This window comes from Streptomyces sp. Ac-502 (assembly GCF_045222935.1).
GTDB lineage: Bacteria > Actinomycetota > Actinomycetes > Streptomycetales > Streptomycetaceae > Streptomyces > Streptomyces monomycini.
Window position 1 is genome coordinate 254,862 of the sequence record NZ_JBHFFO010000001.1, and the last position, 18,077, is coordinate 272,938.

General features: G+C 71.5%; 16 protein-coding genes and 3 pseudogenes. 11 read left to right on the plus strand and 8 right to left on the minus strand.

Features of this window, described 5'->3' with window-relative positions:
• Positions 1–77 precede the first annotated feature (77 nt).
• Positions 78–1,339 (plus strand): annotated as a pseudogene (locus tag ACEXOX_RS01250) (mannosyltransferase family protein).
• A gap of 197 nt (positions 1,340–1,536) precedes the next feature.
• On the opposite strand, the gene ACEXOX_RS01255 reads toward ACEXOX_RS01250, so the two are convergent.
• Positions 1,537–2,115, minus strand: coding sequence for a TetR/AcrR family transcriptional regulator (locus ACEXOX_RS01255; protein WP_406518559.1), 579 nt, complete (start codon positions 2,113–2,115; stop codon positions 1,537–1,539).
• Positions 2,116–2,293: 178 nt separating this feature from the next.
• Between ACEXOX_RS01255 and ACEXOX_RS01260 the strand changes: the two genes are divergently transcribed.
• The 4 genes from ACEXOX_RS01260 (at position 2,294) to ACEXOX_RS01275 (ending at position 6,364) form a co-directional block, all read left to right on the plus strand.
• The gene (locus ACEXOX_RS01260; RefSeq protein WP_406518560.1) at positions 2,294–3,784 is read left to right on the plus strand and encodes an MFS transporter; all 1,491 of its coding nucleotides are present in this window, start codon (positions 2,294–2,296) and stop codon (positions 3,782–3,784) included.
• A 157-nt stretch (positions 3,785–3,941) separates the two neighbouring features.
• Positions 3,942–4,838, plus strand: a complete 897-nt coding sequence (locus tag ACEXOX_RS01265; RefSeq protein WP_406518561.1) for an SDR family oxidoreductase — start codon at positions 3,942–3,944, stop codon at positions 4,836–4,838.
• A gap of 118 nt (positions 4,839–4,956) precedes the next feature.
• Positions 4,957–5,817, plus strand: a complete 861-nt coding sequence (locus tag ACEXOX_RS01270; RefSeq protein WP_406518562.1) for an alpha/beta fold hydrolase — start codon at positions 4,957–4,959, stop codon at positions 5,815–5,817.
• Positions 5,810–6,364, plus strand: coding sequence for a TetR/AcrR family transcriptional regulator (locus tag ACEXOX_RS01275; RefSeq protein WP_406518563.1), 555 nt, complete (start codon positions 5,810–5,812; stop codon positions 6,362–6,364). The genes ACEXOX_RS01270 and ACEXOX_RS01275 overlap by 8 nt, the downstream gene beginning before the upstream one ends.
• Positions 6,365–6,402: 38 nt before the next feature.
• Here ACEXOX_RS01275 and ACEXOX_RS01280 read toward each other — a convergent pair whose 3' ends face one another.
• A complete protein-coding gene (locus tag ACEXOX_RS01280) occupies positions 6,403–7,260 on the minus strand; it encodes a LysR family transcriptional regulator (protein WP_406526187.1) in 858 nt (285 codons plus the stop codon).
• A 385-nt stretch (positions 7,261–7,645) separates the two neighbouring features.
• On the opposite strand from ACEXOX_RS01280, the pseudogene ACEXOX_RS01285 reads away from it, so the two are divergent.
• Positions 7,646–8,340 (plus strand): annotated as a pseudogene (locus ACEXOX_RS01285) (SDR family NAD(P)-dependent oxidoreductase).
• An 83-nt stretch (positions 8,341–8,423) separates the two neighbouring features.
• Here the strand turns inward: ACEXOX_RS01285 and ACEXOX_RS01290 are convergent.
• Both ACEXOX_RS01290 and ACEXOX_RS01295 read right to left on the minus strand, forming a co-directional pair.
• A complete protein-coding gene (locus ACEXOX_RS01290) occupies positions 8,424–8,771 on the minus strand; it encodes an ArsR family transcriptional regulator (protein WP_406518565.1) in 348 nt (115 codons plus the stop codon).
• The gene (locus ACEXOX_RS01295; RefSeq protein ID WP_406518566.1) at positions 8,768–9,157 is read right to left on the minus strand and encodes a hypothetical protein; all 390 of its coding nucleotides are present in this window, start codon (positions 9,155–9,157) and stop codon (positions 8,768–8,770) included. Before ACEXOX_RS01295 ends, ACEXOX_RS01290 begins: the two co-directional genes overlap by 4 nt.
• Here ACEXOX_RS01295 and ACEXOX_RS01300 point away from each other — a divergent pair.
• Together ACEXOX_RS01300 and ACEXOX_RS01305 are read left to right on the plus strand one after the other, a co-directional pair.
• Positions 9,098–9,316, plus strand: coding sequence for an STAS domain-containing protein (locus ACEXOX_RS01300; RefSeq protein ID WP_406526188.1), 219 nt, complete (start codon positions 9,098–9,100; stop codon positions 9,314–9,316). The genes ACEXOX_RS01295 and ACEXOX_RS01300 overlap by 60 nt on opposite strands.
• Positions 9,317–9,744: 428 nt before the next feature.
• Entirely contained in the window at positions 9,745–10,284 is a 540-nt protein-coding gene (locus ACEXOX_RS01305; protein ID WP_406518567.1) for an STAS domain-containing protein, read from the plus strand.
• Positions 10,285–10,357: 73 nt separating this feature from the next.
• Here ACEXOX_RS01305 and ACEXOX_RS01310 read toward each other — a convergent pair whose 3' ends face one another.
• Positions 10,358–10,846 carry a carboxymuconolactone decarboxylase family protein gene (locus ACEXOX_RS01310; RefSeq protein WP_406518568.1) on the minus strand — a complete coding sequence of 163 codons (489 nt, stop codon included), beginning with the start codon at positions 10,844–10,846 and terminating at the stop codon, positions 10,358–10,360.
• A gap of 181 nt (positions 10,847–11,027) precedes the next feature.
• On the opposite strand from ACEXOX_RS01310, the gene ACEXOX_RS01315 reads away from it, so the two are divergent.
• Together ACEXOX_RS01315 and ACEXOX_RS01320 are read left to right on the plus strand one after the other, a co-directional pair.
• On the plus strand, positions 11,028–11,966 hold the full coding sequence (locus ACEXOX_RS01315; RefSeq protein ID WP_406526189.1) for an RNA polymerase sigma-70 factor: 939 nt from the start codon (positions 11,028–11,030) through the stop codon (positions 11,964–11,966).
• Between the two features lie 281 nt (positions 11,967–12,247).
• Positions 12,248–13,459 (plus strand): FAD-dependent oxidoreductase, encoded by a 1,212-nt coding sequence (locus ACEXOX_RS01320; RefSeq protein ID WP_406518569.1) that lies wholly within the window; start codon positions 12,248–12,250, stop codon positions 13,457–13,459.
• A 138-nt stretch (positions 13,460–13,597) separates the two neighbouring features.
• On the opposite strand, the pseudogene ACEXOX_RS01325 reads toward ACEXOX_RS01320, so the two are convergent.
• Positions 13,598–14,364 (minus strand): annotated as a pseudogene (locus tag ACEXOX_RS01325) (TioE family transcriptional regulator).
• A gap of 58 nt (positions 14,365–14,422) precedes the next feature.
• On the opposite strand from ACEXOX_RS01325, the gene ACEXOX_RS01330 reads away from it, so the two are divergent.
• Positions 14,423–15,628, plus strand: coding sequence for an erythromycin esterase family protein (locus ACEXOX_RS01330; protein WP_406518570.1), 1,206 nt, complete (start codon positions 14,423–14,425; stop codon positions 15,626–15,628).
• Between the two features lie 94 nt (positions 15,629–15,722).
• Here ACEXOX_RS01330 and ACEXOX_RS01335 read toward each other — a convergent pair whose 3' ends face one another.
• Both ACEXOX_RS01335 and ACEXOX_RS01340 read right to left on the minus strand, forming a co-directional pair.
• Positions 15,723–17,369, minus strand: coding sequence for an MFS transporter (locus ACEXOX_RS01335; RefSeq protein ID WP_406518571.1), 1,647 nt, complete (start codon positions 17,367–17,369; stop codon positions 15,723–15,725).
• A 213-nt stretch (positions 17,370–17,582) separates the two neighbouring features.
• Positions 17,583–18,056, minus strand: a complete 474-nt coding sequence (locus tag ACEXOX_RS01340) for a MarR family winged helix-turn-helix transcriptional regulator (protein ID WP_406518572.1) — start codon at positions 18,054–18,056, stop codon at positions 17,583–17,585.
• Positions 18,057–18,077: the final 21 nt, after the last annotated feature.

Consider the following 18,077-nt stretch of genomic DNA (forward strand, 5'->3'; position numbering starts at 1 on the left):
CGGCCCCCCGTTCCGGAACCCGGCGGAGCGCCACCGGGCGTTCAGGCCTGCCTGTCCACACCCTCAAGGAAACGTTTATGCCCCCTTCGTCCACTGACGCGCGCGAGCACTCCCGACCGCCGGCCACACCGCCCAGGCGCCTTCCGCGTCCGCCCGGCCCCGCCGTACGGACCGGCCGTGCGCGCTGGGGCAAGCGCGGCCCTGCGACCTGGCGCATCGGCGCCGCGGACCGGGACGTCCTGTGGCTGTATCTGTCGACGCGCGTGGGGATCTGGCTGACGGCCTACTGCGCCCGGTGGCTGTTCCCCTCCGACCCGGCCACCCACGATCCCGGCTCGCTCCTGGCCCCGTTCCAGCACTGGGACTGGGGCCACTTCCAGCACATCGCCCAGCAGGGCTACTTCCCCGGGCAGGCCGGGCCGTGGCAGGCCGACTGGGACAACCGGGAGGCCTTCTTCCCCGGCTTCCCCTCGTCCTGCGCGCGGTCCACGTCATCGTGCCGGACTGGGGGCTGGCCGGGCTGACGATCTCCTTCGTCTCCGGGGCCGTCGCCGTCCTGGCCCTGGCCCGCATCACCCGGCACCACCTGTACGACGTGGAGGCGGGCCGGCGCACCGTCCTGTTCTTCCTGATATCCCCGTGCGCCGTCTTCCTGGCCGTCGGTTACACCGAGGCCCTCTTCCTGGCCCTGGCCCTGCCTGCCTGGCTCGCGGCCCAACGTCACAACTGGCCCCTGGCCATGACGCTGACCGCCGCGGCCACCGCCGTACGCGTCAGCGGCCTCTTCCTCGCCGCGGCCCTGGCCACCCACTATCTGCTCACCCTCCGCAGCACCCGCACGTGGCGCCCGATCCCCTGGCTGGCGCTCCCCGCGCTGCCCCTCCTGCTCTTCAGCTGGTACCTCCGGGGCCACACCGGTGACTGGATGGCCTGGAAGCACGCCCAGGAACGCGGCTGGTACCGCGTGTTCCACACGCCCTGGGAAGCCTGGACCAACACCTGGAACAACGCCTTCGACCACGCCCAGAGCACCGGCTACGCCTTCATGTTCCAGGCCGAGCTCGTCGTCATGGTGGCCGGCGTGGTCCTGCTCGTCGTCCTGGCGCGCCGGCGCCGCTGGCCCGAGACCGTCTACGTCGCCCTCAGCCTGTGCGCCCTGGGCACCTCGTACTGGTACGTCTCGATCCCCCGCGCCGCCCTCCTGTGGTGGCCCCTGTGGATCACCCTGGCGGCCTGGAGCCTGCGCAGCCCCCGGTTCAAGACCGCGTACCTGTGCCTGGCCGCTCCCGTCAGCACGGTGTTCGCCCTGACGTTCCTCACCGGACGCTGGGCCGGTTGACCGGACCCGTACGGACCCGGCACGAGCCCCCGGCCACTGCACTCGAGCACCGGCCGGGGGCTCGTGCGTATGTCTGCCGGTGGCCCGGAGGACGCCTGTGGCCCGGAGGGCGGCGCCCCGTCCTGCCACCGGCCCCGGACTGCGCCCCGGCGCACGGGTGCGAGCTTGCGGCGTGACGGGCCACGAGCCGCCCGGTGTCAGCGGACCGCGAGGACGCGCGTGAATTCCTTGGCCAGCTGACGGGTGTCGAGGGTCTCCGCGCCGCGCCCGGACAGGATGTGGAAGAAGGGCGGGCCGACGAGAAGTGCCGTCGCCTGCTCGACGGTCAGTTCGCTGCCGCTCGCGCCGAGCGCCGGTTCCACGACCCGCGCGGCGCTCTCGCCGAGGATGTCGTCCCGGGAGGCGAGCAGCGCCGCGACGGCCGTGTCGTGCTGGGCTTCCCCGATGAGCGCCCGGTAAGCGGCTCCGGCGTGGGAGTGCGCGAGGAAACCCACGAGCGCGTCCAGGTAGGCCGTGAGGTCCCGTGCCGGATCGCCGCTCAGGGGCACCGAGAGTTCCTGCCGCGCGTCGATGGCGCTGGCCTCGTAGAGGATCTCCGCCTTGTTCGACCACCACCGGTACACGGTCTGCCGTCCCACGCCGGCGCGCTCCGCGATGCCCTTCATGGTCAGCGCCGCGTATCCGACCTCGACGAGCAGGTCGTCGACCGCGTGCAGGACGGCCGCCCGGGCGCGTTCACTGCGAGGCCGCCCACTGCGGCCGTGTTCCTCCACCATGCCTCCACTGTAACGAGTCACCGTGCCTCGTTTCCGTGCTACGTTTACGAGGCACGGTGTCTCGTAAGTGGCGCCGCCCGCTGCTGTCCGGCGTGCGGTGAGCCGCCCGAAGCCGCTCTCTTCCCGGGCCCCGGGATCCGCCGCGCCGTCGAGGAGCACGTGAAAAGGAATGGGAACCATGACCTGCACGCTGGAACGCCCCATGAGCCAGGCACAGCGGCCCGGCCTGGTGCTCGCCGGCATGAGTGTGTGCACCGCCCTGGTCGTCGGCTTCGTCGCCGCGATCAACCTGGCCGTACCGAAGCTCGCGGCCGGCTCGCTGCACCCGACGTCGGCCGAGCTGCTGTGGATCGTCGACGCCTACGTCGTCGTCTTCGCCTGCCTGGTCATCCCCGCCGGCGCCGCCGGCGACACGTTCGGCCGCAAGGGCACGCTCCTGACCGGGCTAGGCATCTTCGCGGCCGGAGCCGTCCTCTCGGCCGTGGCGCCGAACGTGCCCGTCATGCTGACCGGACGGGCCGTCACCGGCCTAGGCGCGGCGTGCGTGCTGCCCAACTGTGTCGGCATCCTCATCCACGCCACCGCACCACAGCGGCGCGGCCACGCGCTGGCGGTGTGGGCGGCGGCGACCGGCATCGGCGGTGTCGTCGGCAACGTCGGCGGCGGTGCGCTGCTGAGCGTCGCTTCCTGGCGCATGCTGTTCGTCGCGGTGGCCGTGGTCGCGGTCTGCTGCCTGCTGTGGGTGTCGACCTGCGCGCCGGCCGGCGCACGGCACGCCCGCAGCCTCGATCTGCCCGGTGCGGTGCTGTTCGTGGCCGCCGTCGTCGCTCTGCTGACCGGCATCATCGAAGGACCCGAACAGGGCTGGGGCAGCGCTGTCGTCCTCGTCGCGCTCGCCTGCAGCCTCGTCCTCGGTCTCGTCTGGGTGCTGGTGGAACTGCGCACACCCCACCCCATGCTCGACCCCCGCCTGTTCCGCAACCCCCTGCTGAGCAGCGCCGCCATCGGCATGACCGTCCTGTTCTTCGGGAACTTCGGCCTCTTCTACGTCAACGCCTCACTGCTCCAGTACGGTCGCGGGTTCTCCGTCCTGCAAGCAGGCCTCGGCATCATCCCGCTGACCGTGCCGCTCCTGGTCGGCACCCGTTACGTTCCCGGCCTCATCCAGCGCGTCGGCCTGCCCGCGACCCTCGCGGCAGCCTTCCTCCTCACCAGCACCGGCCTGTTCGGGCTGTCCTTCGCCACGGCCATGCCCTACCCGGCCTACGCCGTGGCCCTGTTCGTCATCGGCCTCGGCATCATGCTCGCCGGGCCGTGCCTGACGGCGGAGATCGCCGCTGGGCTCCCCGTGGAACAGGCCGGAATCGCCGGTGGACTGCAGTCCGCGACCCGGGAACTGGGCAGCGCGCTGGGAGTCGCCGTCGTCGGCACCATCCTGACCGCGGGGTTCACCGGCCACCTGTCGGAAAGCCTGAGCCGGCACACACCGGTTCCGCGCACCGTGGCGGAGGCCCTGGCGCTGGAGCCGGCCCACCACAGCGCCATCACCGAGGCGTTCACCGACGGAGCCGACACTGCCCTGCGCGCGGCCGGACTTCTGACACTGCTCGCGGGAGCGCTCGTCGTCGCGGGGGCGGCGCGCGCCCGCCGAAGCACCGCAGCCCGGTAGGCGGACGGCCGCGAGCCCCGGCAGACAGCCCCTTCCCACACAGACGCCCCCTTCCCACACAGACACCCCCTCCTCGTACAGACATCCCCGACAGACACTCCTTCTCCCACGGACATCCCGTACGGACACAACTCACAGGAAGCAGGAGGCCACGCACATGCGTGCTTTCGTGACTGGATCAACCGGCTGGATCGGCTCCGCCATCGTGGACGAGCTGACCGCCGCCGGACACCAGGTCGTCGGACTCGCCCGGTCGGACCAGGCCGAACAGGCCCTGACGGCCAAGGGCGTCGGCGTCCTCCGCGGCGACCTGGACGACCTGGAGTCCCTGCGCCGCGGTGCCGCACAGGCCGACGCGGTCATTCACATGGCCAACAAGCACGACTGGGGCAACCCGGCCGAGACCGACCGCTCCGAGCGCGCCTCGGTGCACATACTCGCCGAGACGCTGGCGGGCACCGACCGCCCGTTCGTCGTCGCCGCTCCCCTCTCCGGCCTCGTCCAGGGCCGGCCGGCCACCGAGACCGACGTCTCCCCGGCCGTCGGCCCGGGCTCGAACCGGGGCGGCAGCGAAAACCTGGCCCTCGACTACGTTTCCCACGGCGTACGGACCGTGATCGCCAGGTTCTCGCCGAGCGTCCACGGCACCGGTGACTGGGGTTTCGTCAACTTCCTCACGGCGGCCGCCCGCGAGCAGGGCGTCTCCGGCTACGTCGGTGACGGCTCCACGGCCTGGTCGGCGGTGCACCGCGGCGACGCCGCCCGGCTCATCCGTCTCGGCATGGAGCAGGCCCCGGCCGGGGCGCGGCTGCACGCCGTCGCCGAGGAGGCGGTGACCACCAAGGCGATCGCCGAAGCCATCGGCCGGAGCCTCGGTCTCCCGGTCGTCTCGATCGACCCGGCGGACGCCGACGCGCACTTCGGATTCGTCGGCGGCTTCTTCGCCAGGACCATGACCGCGTCCAGTGAGCTGACCCGCGCCATGCTGTCCTGGTTCCCCACCGGGCCGACCCTGGTCGAAGACATCGAAGCCGGCGCCTACGTCACTGCCTGAGACGGCGCCCTCAGGTAGGTGCGGTCGGGTCGCGTCCCGGCCGACCGCACCTGCCCCGGCCTCACTTCACCGGCCGGAAATGCTGACACCGTTGGTTAATGCTGTTAGCTTTCTGGCTATGAGCATTAACCGGAAAGAGCGCACGACGGAAACCCTGACGGTCGACGGCCACCTCCTGGCGTACGACGTGACCGGCAAGGGCCCGCTGATCGTCCTGGCGCACGGCATGGGCGAGAACCGGACGGCCTACCGCGAGGTGGCCGCCCGGCTCTCGGCGGCCGGCTTCCGTGTCGCGAGGATGGACCTGCGCGGCCACGGGGAGTCCAGCACCGGCTGGGCGTCGTACACCCGTACCGATGTGGCCGGGGACATCCTCGCCTTGATCAGACACCTGGGCGGCCCCGCCGTCATCGTCGGCCACTCCTTCAGCGGGGGCGCCGCAACCATCGCGGCGGCCGAGGCGCCGGAGCTGGTCCGGGCCGTCGTCGAGATCGGCCCGTTCACCCGCGCGCAGCAGGTCAGCATGGGCGACCTGGTCGGCAACGCCCGCTACCGCACCGGCGCGACCCTGCTCATGGGCGCCGCCCTCCTGCGCAGCGTCCCGTTGTGGCTGCGGTACCTCGACCATGCCTGCCCGGGCCCCCGGCCCGCCGGTTTCGGGGACTATCTCGCCGCCGTCGAAGCGGACTTGCGCCGGCCGGGCCGGATGGCCGTCGTCGGCAAGCTGGGCAGGTCCGCACCGACCGATGCCGGCGCCCGGCTCGCCGACGTCCGCTGCCCGGCTCTCGTCCTCATGGGCACGCTCGATCCCGACTGGCCCGATCCCGGTACGGAGGGCGAAGGCATCGTGGCGGAACTGCCTGCCGGACTCGGCCGTCTCGAACTGATCGAGGGGGCGGGGCACTACGCGCACGTCCAGTTTCCCGCCGAAGTGGCCGCGGCCGTACTGAAGTTCGTCAAGGGTGGCGCGCGTGGCTAGGTCGGCGCTGTCCACCAGTGCGGTGGTCGATCTCGCGATGCAAATCCTGGACGAGGGCGGCCCCGAGGCCCTGACCCTGTCGGCGGTGTCCGGGCGGGCGGGCGTCACCACGCCCTCCCTGTACAAGCACGTGCGTCACCTCGCCGAACTGCGGGCACTCGTCTCGGCCCGCATCTTGAACGACCTCGCGGACCAGGCCGGGCAAGCCGTGCTCGGCCGCTCCGCCGACGAGGCGATCCGCGCGTTCATGACGGCGTGGCGGCGCTATGTACGGCAACACCCCCACCGTTACTCGGCCTTGCTCCAGAGCCCCGACCCGCGGACAGCCGAGGCCGGGACGCGCCTGGTCGACATCATCACCGCCACCCTCCGCGCCTACGGGATGGCGGACTCCGCCGCGATCCACGCGGCCCGATGTCTGCGTGCGGCCGTCCACGGCTTCGCGGTCCTGGAGGCCCAGGACGCGTTCGGTCTGCCCGAGAGCCTGGACGACAGCTACGAGCTGCTGATCCGCATGATGGTCACGGGACTGCGGGCGCCGCAGTGATCAGCGGGCCGCCGACCGGCCGCTGCGCCGACCCGGCATCACTCCCCTGCCATGCCCCTGCGCGGGCGCTCCGTCTCCGTATCGCCGGAGGGCCTGCGCAAGGTCGCGGTGGCGATGTCCAGGAAGTCCCGTACGAGGTCCGTGCAGCCGCTCTCCGGTACGGCCAGGCAGGTGCCGACCGGCAAGGAGTCGGTGACGTGCAGGTAGACGAGGTCAGGGCGGGAGTACGAGCCCGCGACGCTGAGCGGGACGAGCGCGATGCCCTGCCCGGAGGCGATGAGCTCGAACTTCTCCTCCAGTGAGGACGTCCGCCGGGTCCTGACGTCGAGAATCGGTTCACCGGCGAGATCGGCCGAGGTGAGGGTGGGCCGGGCCGCCAGCGGATGGGTCACGGGCAGGCACGCGACCTTGGTCTCCTGTCCGACGGGGACGGTGCGCAGCCCCGCGTCGTCGAAGGGGCGCCGGAGGTATCCGACGTGCGCCCGGCCGTCGCGGAGCGGCGCGTCCTGCTCCCACCAGCGCAGCGGGAACACATCGATCTCGACCTCCGGACGGCTCGCCGTGAACGTCCGGATCGCCTCCGACACGTGCAGACCGGGCGAGAAGGCGACGATCAGCCGCTGCTCGCCCCGCACGGCCTCGTGCACACGCCGCAGCGCCGCGGTCACCACCGTGGTGATGGCGCGCGCCTCGTCGTACAGCTGCCGTCCGGCGGAGGTCAGTTCGACACTGCGTGTGGTGCGCGTGAGCAACTGGCATCCCAGCTCCTGCTCGAACGCGCGGATCTGCCGGCTGAGGACCGGCTGCGCGATGAACAGCGCCTGCGCCGCCCTGCCGAAGTGCTGATGCTCGGCCACCGCGACGAAATAGCGGAGCTTTCGCAGATCCAGGTCCAGATCCATGCCGTAACGGTATCAATGTGGTCGCAAGAGTATTGGACGTCCGAACGCACCGCTCGGAGAATTGAGTCATGATCGTCGCCACCGTCGCGGTGGGCGGCGTCGGCAGCCAGGTCCCGCGCACCCCGCTGGAGACCGCCACCGCCGATCGCCGTGCGGACGTGGGGACTTCGATGCGCCCGGCCTGAAGGCCGGCCGCTCCGCATCCACCCGGGCCGGACACGGCCGTCAGCACCGTGCCCGCTGCCACAGTCGCTCCCCGAGGCGAGCGGCCGTCGGCAGACGATGCCGTCCGACGACGGCCGCGGTACGACGATCCCCCGTCACGACACGCACAACCCGTCCGCAGCACACTCACACGCCGACCCACGACAGGATTCTCATGACCGACACCCACAAGACCGCTCTCATCGTCGGCGCCTCCCGGACGCTCGGCCTCGGGCTCGCTGCCGAGTTCCTCCGCCGCGGCCGGCACGTCATCGGTACGGTGCGCGGCAGCCGGCGCACCGGCCTGCACGAACTGGCCGAGACGTCCGAGGGGCGGCTGACCGTCGAGTCGCTGGAAATGACCGACCCTGACCAGATAGTGGCACTGCGCGACCGGCTGGCCGGGCGCCCCCTCGACCTGCTCTTCGTCAACGCCGCCATCACCCGCGGCGACCTCCCGATCGGCGAGGTGCCGACGGAGATGTTCACCGAGGTCATGGTCACCAACGCGCTCGGCCCGATGCGGGTCGTGGAGTCCCTGCGCCCACTGGTCGTGCCGACCGGGACCATCGGCGTCATGTCCTCCGACCAGGGAAGCATCACGCTGAACACCGACGGCGGCCAGGACCTGTACCGGGCGAGCAAGTCCGCGCTGAACCAGCTGATGCGCTGCCACGCCGCCCGCTACGCCGGGGACCCGCGCACCCTGCTCCTGATGGACCCGGGCTGGGTGCGCACCGAACTCGGCGGCATGGAAGCCGAACTCAGCGTGGAGGAGAGCGTCCCCGGGGTGGCGGAGACGATCGAGAACCACCGGGGAAGCCCGGCCTCCACTTCGTCGACCACCAGGGGCGGACCGTGCCCTGGTAGCCGCCGCACCGAGCACCGTGAAGAGGCCGGCGAGCGGCATTGGCCCTGCGTCGGCGCCGCACCGGCCCGCGCGTGACCCGAAGTCAGCTCGCGCCGGGCCGGCGGCGCTCGTCGGGCGGCGCCACGCGGTCCACCTCGTCCTGGACGAGCAGCGAGAGCAGCGACGCCACCGTCAGGCCGGCTTCGGCCGGGTGGCGCAGGATCTTGCCGGGCTCGATCCGGTAGTTGTTGGAGCGCCCCTCCCGGACGTGCGAGAGGTAACCGTCGCTCTCCAGGTCGGAGATGATCTTCTGAACGGCGCGTTCGGTCAGCCGGCAACGGGCTGCGGTGTCACGGATACGGGCATGGTGATCGTCGGCGATGGCAGCCAGCACCCGCGCGTGGCTGGTCACGAACGTCCACCCGCTGTGCGGCTCGGGCACGTCGGTCATGCGTTGATTCTACCGACGGACGATTCACGCATACAGATGCACGTAAAATCCTTCATGTATCGGTTGACGTGTATGGCCGGAGGGGTGAGCCTGGACGCGGAGGCAGGTGAGCCGACGAGGAAGAGGAAGGCCATGCCGGAGCCTGCGCGCTGCGCACCCCCTTCATCCAGCAGGACACCGACCGCGCCATCCGCCGCGCCGCCGCGGCATGTGCGGTCTCCGAACCGTGTCTCCTGGCCCTGGAGGTCACCGCGGACGGCGACCGCACACGCGTCGCGATCCGGGGAGACCTCGACCTGGACACCGGCCGGCACGCCGAACCGGGCCTGCACGCGGCCCTCGGCCACTCCGTCCACGGCCTCGATCTGCACCTCGACGCCGTGCACTTCTGCGACTGCGCGGGGCTCGGCACGCTGCTGCGCCTGCGCAGCCGGGCGCAGCAGCAGAACAAGACCGTCACCATCCGCACCAGCAACCGCGCCATGACCCAGCTCCTGGACCTGACCGGCACCCGACGCCTGTTCAACGCCACCGAGAAGCGCTGAGGGGCGCCGAGGGGCGCTATGCAAGGATGTCGCGGCGACCGTGGACAGTGTGCAGCCCCGTCCCGGATCACGGTGACGGCACCGCACCGGCTCTTCGACGACAAGGGCGCCGTGGACGTCACCGTGACGGTCGGCGCAGCCACCTCGCGGACCGGTCCGGCCGACGAGTTCACGTACCCGCGGTGAGACCGACCGTTGCCGAGTGGGGCGGCCGGGGCCCGGTCCGGACGGTTTGGGCCGGGCCCCGGCCGCACTGAAGTCCGGCCGCTGCGCCTCCCGAGGCCCTTTCGGCGGCTCAGCTTCCGCGTCGGGGCCGCGGCCGCTACCGTGACCTCAATGCGCCGGAGGGCGCAGGGTGTGCCGGGAAGTCTGGTCGGCGTTCGCAGGGCCGTGCCTTGGGCCCGCCCGACGGCCTTCTGGAGGGACCGATGCGCAGCAGCCCGCCCCTCATGGCCGCTCTTCTCCGGCTCCCGCTGGTCGAGCCACCCGATCTCCGGCTGACCGTCCGCACCCGCCGCGAGGCCGGCGGCGCCACCGAACTGGGGGTCGTCGGCGAACTCGACGTGCGTACGGTACGCCTGCTGTGCGACGCCACGGTCGCCCACCTGAAGTCCGGTCACCGCCGGCTACGGCTCGACCTGTCCGGCATCACGTGGTGCGACAACGCCAGCCTCTACACCCTCCTGGGCATACGCGGCGCCGTGCATGCCGCTCAGGGGAGCCTGGAACTGACGGTGGCCAGCGAAACGGTTGAGCAGGCTCTGGTCCGTACCGGGGTGGGACCGCGGCTGACCCCCTGCCCCGGCACGTCGTCGTGCTCCCGCTCGACAGCGCACCACGCCGCGGAGAAGCAGTTTCCGCGCCCTGCCGAGCCCCGCCCACACCGGACGTTCTGGCGGGGCTCGTGCGGTGATCTGCGGTGCTGGGAGCCGAAGGGGCCCGGACCAGCCGCCCCTTCGACGGCCTGACCCGGGGCTCCGGCCCCACCGAGGGGGCCGGACGGGCGCGGCCCGGGGCGGCCCCCCCGCCCCCGCTCGCCGGTCAGTTGACCGCGGCAGCCAGCATGCCGGGCTCGTACGTGCCTCCCTGCTGGTGGGTGATCACAGCGAGCCGGTTGGCCGCGTTGATCAGGGCGACCACGGCGATCAGCGCCGCGGTCTGGTCGTCGTCGTAGTGCTCGCGCACCTGGGCCCAGGTCGCGTCGGAGACGCCCTGGTGGGCGTCGGCGAGCCGGGTGCCTTCCTCGGTGAACGCCAGCGCGGCCCGCTCGGCGTCGGTGAACACGGTGGACTCGCGCCAGGCGACGACCAGGTTGAGCCGGACCGCGGTCTCACCGTTGGCCGCGGCGTCCTTGGTGTGCATGTCGATGCACCAGCCGCAGCCGTTGATCTGGCTGGCGCGCAGCGCCATCAGTTCCTGCGTCGACTTCGGCAGCGACGACTGCTGGACGAACAGGCCGGCGTTGGCGAACCGCTTGGCGAACTTGGCGCCGAACTCGTTCTCGAACAGGTTGAAACGGGTGCCGTTCATGATGTCGTCCTCACTCGTGGTGTGCGCTGAACGACCACAAGACGCCGGTGCCCCGCTCCCTGTGACAGGGCGGCCGTGTGACGTACACCACCGCTCGTGGATGTCACAGAGCGGCGGTGTGCGGCGTCTTGTGCGCGTAGCACGGTCGGAAGCGAGAAGGCAGGAGCAGCCCGTGAACCCGGTGAAGAGTGAGTCCAGCGAGCACGCAGAGGACGGGGCAGGGCGGCTCGCCGACGGCGGACGTACGGACCCCGCCACCGAGGTGTTCATCACCCATCGCAACCTGCTGTTCACCGTGGCCTACGAGTTGCTCGGTTCGGCCGCCGACGCGGAGGACGTCCTGCAAGAGACCTGGTTGCGGTGGGTGGGCGTCGATCTCGCCACGGTACGGGAGCAACGCGCGTACCTGGTCCGGATCACCACCCGCCAGGCGCTGGGCCGGCTGCGTACGCTCGGCCGCCGCAAGGAGTCCTACGTCGGCTCCTGGCTGCCCGAACCCCTGCTCACCACACCCGACGTGGCCGAGGACGTCGAGCTGGCCGACAGCGTCTCGACGGCGATGCTGCTGGTGCTGGAGACACTCTCGCCGACCGAACGGGCGGTGTTCGTGCTGCGTGAGGTCTTCGACCTCGGGTACGACGAGATCGCCGACGCCGTCGACAAGAGCCCGGCCGCGGTCCGCCAGATCGCGCACCGGGCACGGGCGCACGTCGCGGCGCGCCGGCCGCGCGGGACCGTTTCCCCGACCGAGACACGTGACGCACTCGACGCGTTCCGGCGAGCGGTGGAGACGGGCGATCTGCAGACCCTGGTCGACATCCTCGCACCGGATGTCGTCCTCCTCGGCGACGGCGGCGGGGTCAAGCAAGCCGTCCTGCGGCCGATCGTCGGAGTCGACAAGGTGTCCCGCCTGCTGGTCGGCGGGATGCGCAAGACCGCGGCGATATCGCTGCGGCCCGCCCAGATCAATGCCGGCCCGGCGCTGGTCATCCACCTCGACGGCGAGCTGGACACCGTCCTGACGGCCCACCTCGAAAACGGGCTCATCACCGGGCTCTACGCCGTCCGCAACCCCGAGAAGCTGTCGCACATGGGGCGGGAGACCGTCCTGCGCCGCTGAGGCCGGCGTGGACACCACCATGTGCCCAGCTCAGGGGCCCTGGAACCGTCGACCTCGCCGACGCGGTCGGTGGTGACCAGCAGAAGACCCTCAAGCTCGTGCGGACCGACGTGGACAGTCCGGTCGTACGGGGCTGCGGCGCCCTCTCGTACGGTTCGTACGGTGGCGGGCGCGGGCCGTCGGGTACCGCGCCCGCCACCCCGCTCCGGCGGATGAGCCGGACGCGGACCGCATGTGGACTGGCCGCAGAATGGAACCCGCACAGAAGAGCGGAGTGGATCGTGGAACGCATACTGGTCATCGGTGGCGGCATCGCCGGCACAGCAGCCGCGTTGGGGCTGCGCAAGGCGGGATTCGACGTCGTCGTGCACGAGGCGCACCCCGAAACGGCGGAGGACATCGGGGCCTTCCTGACCCTGGCCAGCAACGGCATGCGCGCGTTGGCGCAGCTCGGTGCCTCGGACGCGGTCACCTCGATCGGCTTTCCGCTGCGTTCCCTGCGTCTGCTCGACGACCGGGGCAGCGAGGTGGCGCACGCTCCGATGGGCGAGGCCGACGACGCTCGCCTGCGGTACCGGTGCCTGCGCCGCGGCGAGTTGAACGCCGCCCTGCAAGCCGAGGCCGTCCGCCGGGGCATCGACATCGTGCACGGCGCGCGGCTGGTGTCCTTCGAGAACGGGCCGCACCAGGTGTCCGCGCGGTTCGCGGACGGCAGCGTCGCCACCGGTGATCTGCTCGTCGGCGCGGACGGGGTGCGTTCGACCCTCCGGCGGTCGATCGCCCCTGGCGCGGAACCCGTCCATGCGGGGCAGCGCGTGTTCTACGGCTACACCCGCAGTGCCCCGGTGACGGAAGAGACCGGTCACATCACCATGGTGCGGGGCAGCAAAGCGTCGTTCGGTTACGCGGTCTCGCCGGACCGGGAGACGTACTGGTTCGCCCGGGTCGCCTCCGAGGCCGGTTCCGCCGAAGACCGCGCGGACCTCGACCCCGTACGCCGGCGCGAGCGCCTCGTCGCCCTGCTGCGCGCGGACGCCACGCCCGCCGCGGACATCGTCGCCGCGTCCACGGACGGCATCATGGCCACGAACGCCACCGAGATCCCGCCCGGCACTCCCTGGCACTCCGGGCGGACGCTGATCATCGGTGATGCCGCGCACGCCGCGTCGCCGGCCACGGGCCAAGGCGCCTCCATGGCCTTGGAGGACGCCGTGATCCTGGCCAAATCCCTGCGCGACGCGCCCGACCCGGCGAGCGCGTTCGCCCTTTACGAGACGTGCCGCCGCCCTCGCGTCGAGCACAACATCACCGTCAGCGGGCAGATTTCGCGCGGTACCCGCACGCCCCCGCGCACCGGATCGGCACCGTCACCGCAGCGCCCTGGCGACGACACCTTGATCGCCCAGCTGGACTGGGACACCGACCTGCGAACGGTCTCCGGCGAAGACGGCCCCGGGGCGTCGGCGGCGGCCCGTTCCGCACCGCGGCCGTAGCGGACAGCAGCCCGAGCAGTCCGAACGGTACGAACAACCCGAGCGGTCCGGACAGTACGAGCAACCGGAGCAGTCCGAACGGTACGAGCAGACCGAGCAGCCCCATCGGTCCGCGACCCGGCCGTCGGCTCCGGGCGTTCAACCACGTTCGCGGAGGTACGCCTCCAACTCCGCGGCGCCGGTCAGCATCGCGCGGGCACGGGCGGACAGGCGCCCCCGCCAGTCACGCAAGGCGCCTTCCAGCGGCTCCAGCCCGCCTGCCGCCCGCACCTGTTCGATCAGCGGGGCGATCTGTTCCAGCAGGTAGCCGCCCCGCCTGAGCTGGTGGACCAGGCGGGCGTCCCGTACGTCGGAGGCGTCGTAGACGCGGTAGCCGGTCAGCGGGTCGCGGCGCGGGCGTACCAGTCCGGCGTTCTCCCATTTGCGGAGCGTCGCGGGCCGGATGCCGAGCTTTCCCGCCAGCGGCCCGATGAATGTGCCGCCGGTCTCCGAGGCCGCGTCGGGTGCGGACACGGTGTCCGCCCCGGGCGCCGCGTCGGCCTCGGACACCGGGTGCCGCGTCAGGTCACGGATGGCGCTCTCGACGGCCTGGAGGGTGCGCCGGTCTTCGAGGAGCTGGGCGTGGCTCGCGTCGATGAGACGGAACGCCTCATCGGCTTCACCCTGGTTCACCGCCCGCAGGATCGACGCCGCCACCTGGTGGCCGTGGCCGGGCATCAGGGCGAGGAAAGCCCGGAGGGCAAGTGCGTGCAGGGGGTGTAGGTGCGGTAGCCGTGCGGTGTCCGGTCAGCGGCCGGGAGGATTCCGTCCTCCTCGTAGTTCCTGACGGCCTGCGTGGACAGGCCGTGCCCGCGCGCCAGGTCGATCGGCCTGAGCCGTCCCTCGTTTTGAAGGTTCTTACCCATTTCCCCGCCCTCAGACAGCAAAAGCTTCAACCGAAGGTTCAACGATACCGTTGAAGGCATGGCATCCGACATCAAGGACACCGTCCATGCCGTCGAAGCCGCCGCCGTCATGCGGCTGCTCCCGGCCCGGCCGCGACTGCTCGCCCTGGGCGAGCCCACCCACGGGGAGGACACCCTGCTCGACCTGCGCAACGAACTGTTCCAGCGACTCGTCGAGCAGGAGGGGTACCGCGCCATCGCGATCGAGAGCGACTGCCTGGCCGGCCTGATCGTGGACGATTACCTCACCGCGGGCACCGGCACGCTCGACGACGTCATGGAACGGGGCTTCAGCCACGGGTTCGGCGCGTCCGCGGCCAACCGTGAACTCGTACGGTGGGCACGGGCGTACAACGACGGCCGGCCGGCGTCCGGGCAGCTGCGCTTCGCCGGTTTCGACGGCCCCCTGGAGATCACCAACGCCGCGAGCCCCCGGCAGGTCCTCACCGCCCTCCACCGCTACCTCGCCACCTGGGTGGCCCCGGACCTGCTCCCCTGTACTCCGGAAACACTCGACCAACTGCTCGGCACCGACGAACAGTGGACCGATCCCGCCGTGATGACGGACCCGTCGCAGTCCGTGGGGCGGTCGGCCGAGGCCAGGGAACTGCGGCTGCTCGCCGACGATCTGCAGGCACTGCTGCACGCCCACACGCCCCACCTGATCGCGGCCACCTCACGGGACGCCTGGGACCGGGCGTGCCTGTACGGGCGCACCGCCACCGGCCTGCTCCGCTACCACTTCTGGATGGCCGACACGTCACCGAGCCGTATGACCCACCTGTTGGGCATACGGGACCAGATGATGGCCGACAACCTCCTCACCCTCGCCGACCGGGGCCCGACCCTGGTCCACGCACACAACGCCCACCTCCAGCGGTACAAGAGTTCCCTGCGCATGTGGGACCACCCCCTGCTGGAGTGGTGGAGCGCCGGCGCGATCGTGAGCGCCCGTCTGGGCGAGGAGTACGCCGTCCTGGCCACGGCCCTCGGCACGATGCGGCACCGCGAGGTGGACGCCCCACCGGCGGACACCGTCGAAGGACTCCTGTACGCGCTCCCGGAGGACCGCTACGTCGTCGACGCTCACCGGCTGGCCACCGCCCTCGGTGACACGCCGCTCGTGGCCCGCGTCTCTCCCTGGTTCGGTTACGCCCCGCTCGATCCGGCCCACTTGGCGGACAGCGACGGGCTCGTGTTCGTCAAGAACGTCCCGCAGACATAGCGAGCGGCCGTCGCCCGCTCCCCCAACGCCACAACGGCCCGGCCGGGGCGCCCGTCCTGCACAGGCGCGCCCCGTCCGGGCCGGTCCGCTGTTCTCAGTGCCCGGCGGGCGCCTGCGGATCGCGTCGGACGCCGACCGCGGCCAGCACCGCGCCGATCACGCACAGCACCCCGGTGACGAGGGCCGCGGTGTGCACACCGTTGATGAATGCCTGGCCGCTCCCCTCGACGACCGCGGACTTCAGCTGGTGCGGCATGCCGTCGCCGACCGGCGACACACCCATCGCGACCGCGTCCTTGGCCTCGTGCATCCGCGCGGCCACGGGGGCGGGAACACCGGCCGAGGTCAGCTCGTCCGTCAGGGTGGCGCCGACCCTGCTGCTGATCAGGGACATCAGTACGGAGGTGCCCAGCGCGCCGCCGACCTGGAGCGCGGTGGCCTGCAGCCCGCCGGCCACTCCCGCGTCACTGACCGGCGCGTTGCCGACGATCGCGTCGGAGGAGGCGGCCATCACCATGCCCACGCCGAGGCCGAGCGCGATGAACGGCGGCCACATGGCGGCGTACGAGGAGTGCACACCCCAGCCGAGGACGCCGAAGGAGGCACCCGCTTGCAGCGCCATGCCCAGCGGCATGGACAGCCGGGCGCCGAACCGCTCGGTGAGCTTCGCCCCCAGCGGCGAGGCGACCACGGAGGCCAGGCTGAGCGGCAGGGTGCGTACACCGGCTTCGACGGGCGTGAAGCCGCGTACGTTCTGCAGGTAGAGCATGACGAAGAAGATCACGCCGAGCAGGACGAAGAAGTTGACGGCGGTGATGACCGTACCGATGGTCAGTGCCGGGCTGCGGAACAGCCGCATCGGCAGGATGGGGTGCCCCCGCTGCTCCGCGGCCGAACCGGTCCGGGAGGCCGGGGACGGACGCCCGAGGCGCGTCTCGTACCAGCCGAACGCCAGCAGCACGACGATGCCCGCCGCGAGCACGCCGAGGGTCGAACCGGCGCCCCATCCCCACGACTCCCCCTTGACGACGCCGAAGACGACGAGGAGCAGGCCGAGCGCGAGGAGGATGACGCCCGGGATGTCGAAGCGGTGCCGGCCGGCCGGGCTCTTGCTCTGCGGCAGGACCAGCACGCTGAACACCAGGGCCACGACGCCGATGGGGGCGTTGATGTAGAAGACGGACTCCCAGGTGACGTGCTCGACGAGCAGGCCGCCGACGATCGGGCCGAGTGCCGTGGACACGGACGACACCATCGCCCAGATACCCACCGCCATACCGAACTTCTTCGGCGGGAAGACCGCGCGCAGCAGCCCCAGTGTGTTGGGCATCAGCAGCGCGCCGAAGAAGCCCTGCACCGCGCGGAAGGCGATGACGCCCTCGATCGAGCCGGACAGGCCGATGGCGACGGACGCCAGGGCGAAACCGGCGACACCGATCAGGTAGAAGGTACGCCGGCCGAACCGGTCACCGAGCTTGCCGCCGAGGATCAACGTGGCGGCCAGGGCCAGCAGGTAGGAGTTGGTGACCCATTGCAGGTCGGCGGTGGAGGCGTGCAGGTCCCGGCCGATCTCCGGATTCGCGATCGAGACGACCGAACCGTCCAGACCGACCATGAACAGGCCGAAGGCGACCGCGACGAGCGTCAGCCAGGGGTGACCGCGGCGCCCCCGGGCCGGTTCCGGCGGCGCGGGCGGAGCGTGGGTGGGCATGGGTGAGTGGCCCATGACGGAGGAGGACATGGCGATGCCTTGCTTCTTCGAAGGGAGATGTATGAGGAGGGGCGTGGCGCTACAGGAGTGCGCGGCTACGGGTGACTGCGGGACGCTGCCGGGGTGTGGAACACGGCACGGCGGGGGCCACGGCACAGCCGTCGGCCGCCGACGGGCCGTCAATTCCGGTCGGCATTGCGGGTATCGGCCCGGACCGACGGCCCGGGGTGTCAGTCCGGTTCGTCAGTCCGCAGCAGGATGGATCCGCTGCGCCAGTCCCTGGAGAGCGCCGAGAGCGGACCCGATGGCGTCGAGATCCGCGTCGGTGAGGGCGTGCAGCGCCTCGACGAGGTAGCCGTCCACCAGATTGTCGACCTCGGCGACCTGGCGCCGGGCCTTGGCCGTCAGGTGCAGGTGCGCCACCCGTTTGTCGGCCGCGTCCTGCCTGCGCTCCAGGAGCCCCTGGGCGGCCAGCTGGGTGACCAGGGCGCTCACGTTGTTGGGCTTGACGAGCAGCGCGTCGGCTGCCGCGCGCACGGTGACGCCGTCGTGTTCGGCGACGTGCCGCAGCAGCGCGATCTGGCTCTCGGGAAGCCTGGGGAACGGGAGGTCCTGGACGATCCGCCGGTCGAGAGCCCGGTGCAGTGCGGGCAGGACGGCCGCGAGCCCGGAGGCGATGCGGTGGGTGTCCTGGCCGGACGCACGGGAGACGGTCATGCGGACACTTTAGGTATGGCC

Excerpts from the sequence above, each read along its gene's own strand:
- ACEXOX_RS01255 (WP_406518559.1), bottom strand. The coding sequence starts at position 2,115 with ATGGTGGAGGAACACGGCCGCAGTGGGCGGCCTCGCAGTGAACGCGCC.
- ACEXOX_RS01265 (WP_406518561.1), top strand. The coding sequence starts at position 3,942 with ATGCGTGCTTTCGTGACTGGATCAACCGGCTGGATCGGCTCCGCCATC.
- ACEXOX_RS01305 (WP_406518567.1), top strand. The coding sequence starts at position 9,745 with ATGCGCAGCAGCCCGCCCCTCATGGCCGCTCTTCTCCGGCTCCCGCTG.
- ACEXOX_RS01340 (WP_406518572.1), bottom strand. The coding sequence starts at position 18,056 with ATGACCGTCTCCCGTGCGTCCGGCCAGGACACCCACCGCATCGCCTCC.
- ACEXOX_RS01270 (WP_406518562.1), top strand. The coding sequence starts at position 4,957 with ATGAGCATTAACCGGAAAGAGCGCACGACGGAAACCCTGACGGTCGAC.
- ACEXOX_RS01310 (WP_406518568.1), bottom strand. The coding sequence starts at position 10,846 with ATGAACGGCACCCGTTTCAACCTGTTCGAGAACGAGTTCGGCGCCAAG.
- ACEXOX_RS01260 (WP_406518560.1), top strand. The coding sequence starts at position 2,294 with ATGACCTGCACGCTGGAACGCCCCATGAGCCAGGCACAGCGGCCCGGC.
- ACEXOX_RS01335 (WP_406518571.1), bottom strand. The coding sequence starts at position 17,369 with ATGTCCTCCTCCGTCATGGGCCACTCACCCATGCCCACCCACGCTCCG.
- ACEXOX_RS01290 (WP_406518565.1), bottom strand. The coding sequence starts at position 8,771 with ATGACCGACGTGCCCGAGCCGCACAGCGGGTGGACGTTCGTGACCAGC.
- ACEXOX_RS01330 (WP_406518570.1), top strand. The coding sequence starts at position 14,423 with ATGGCATCCGACATCAAGGACACCGTCCATGCCGTCGAAGCCGCCGCC.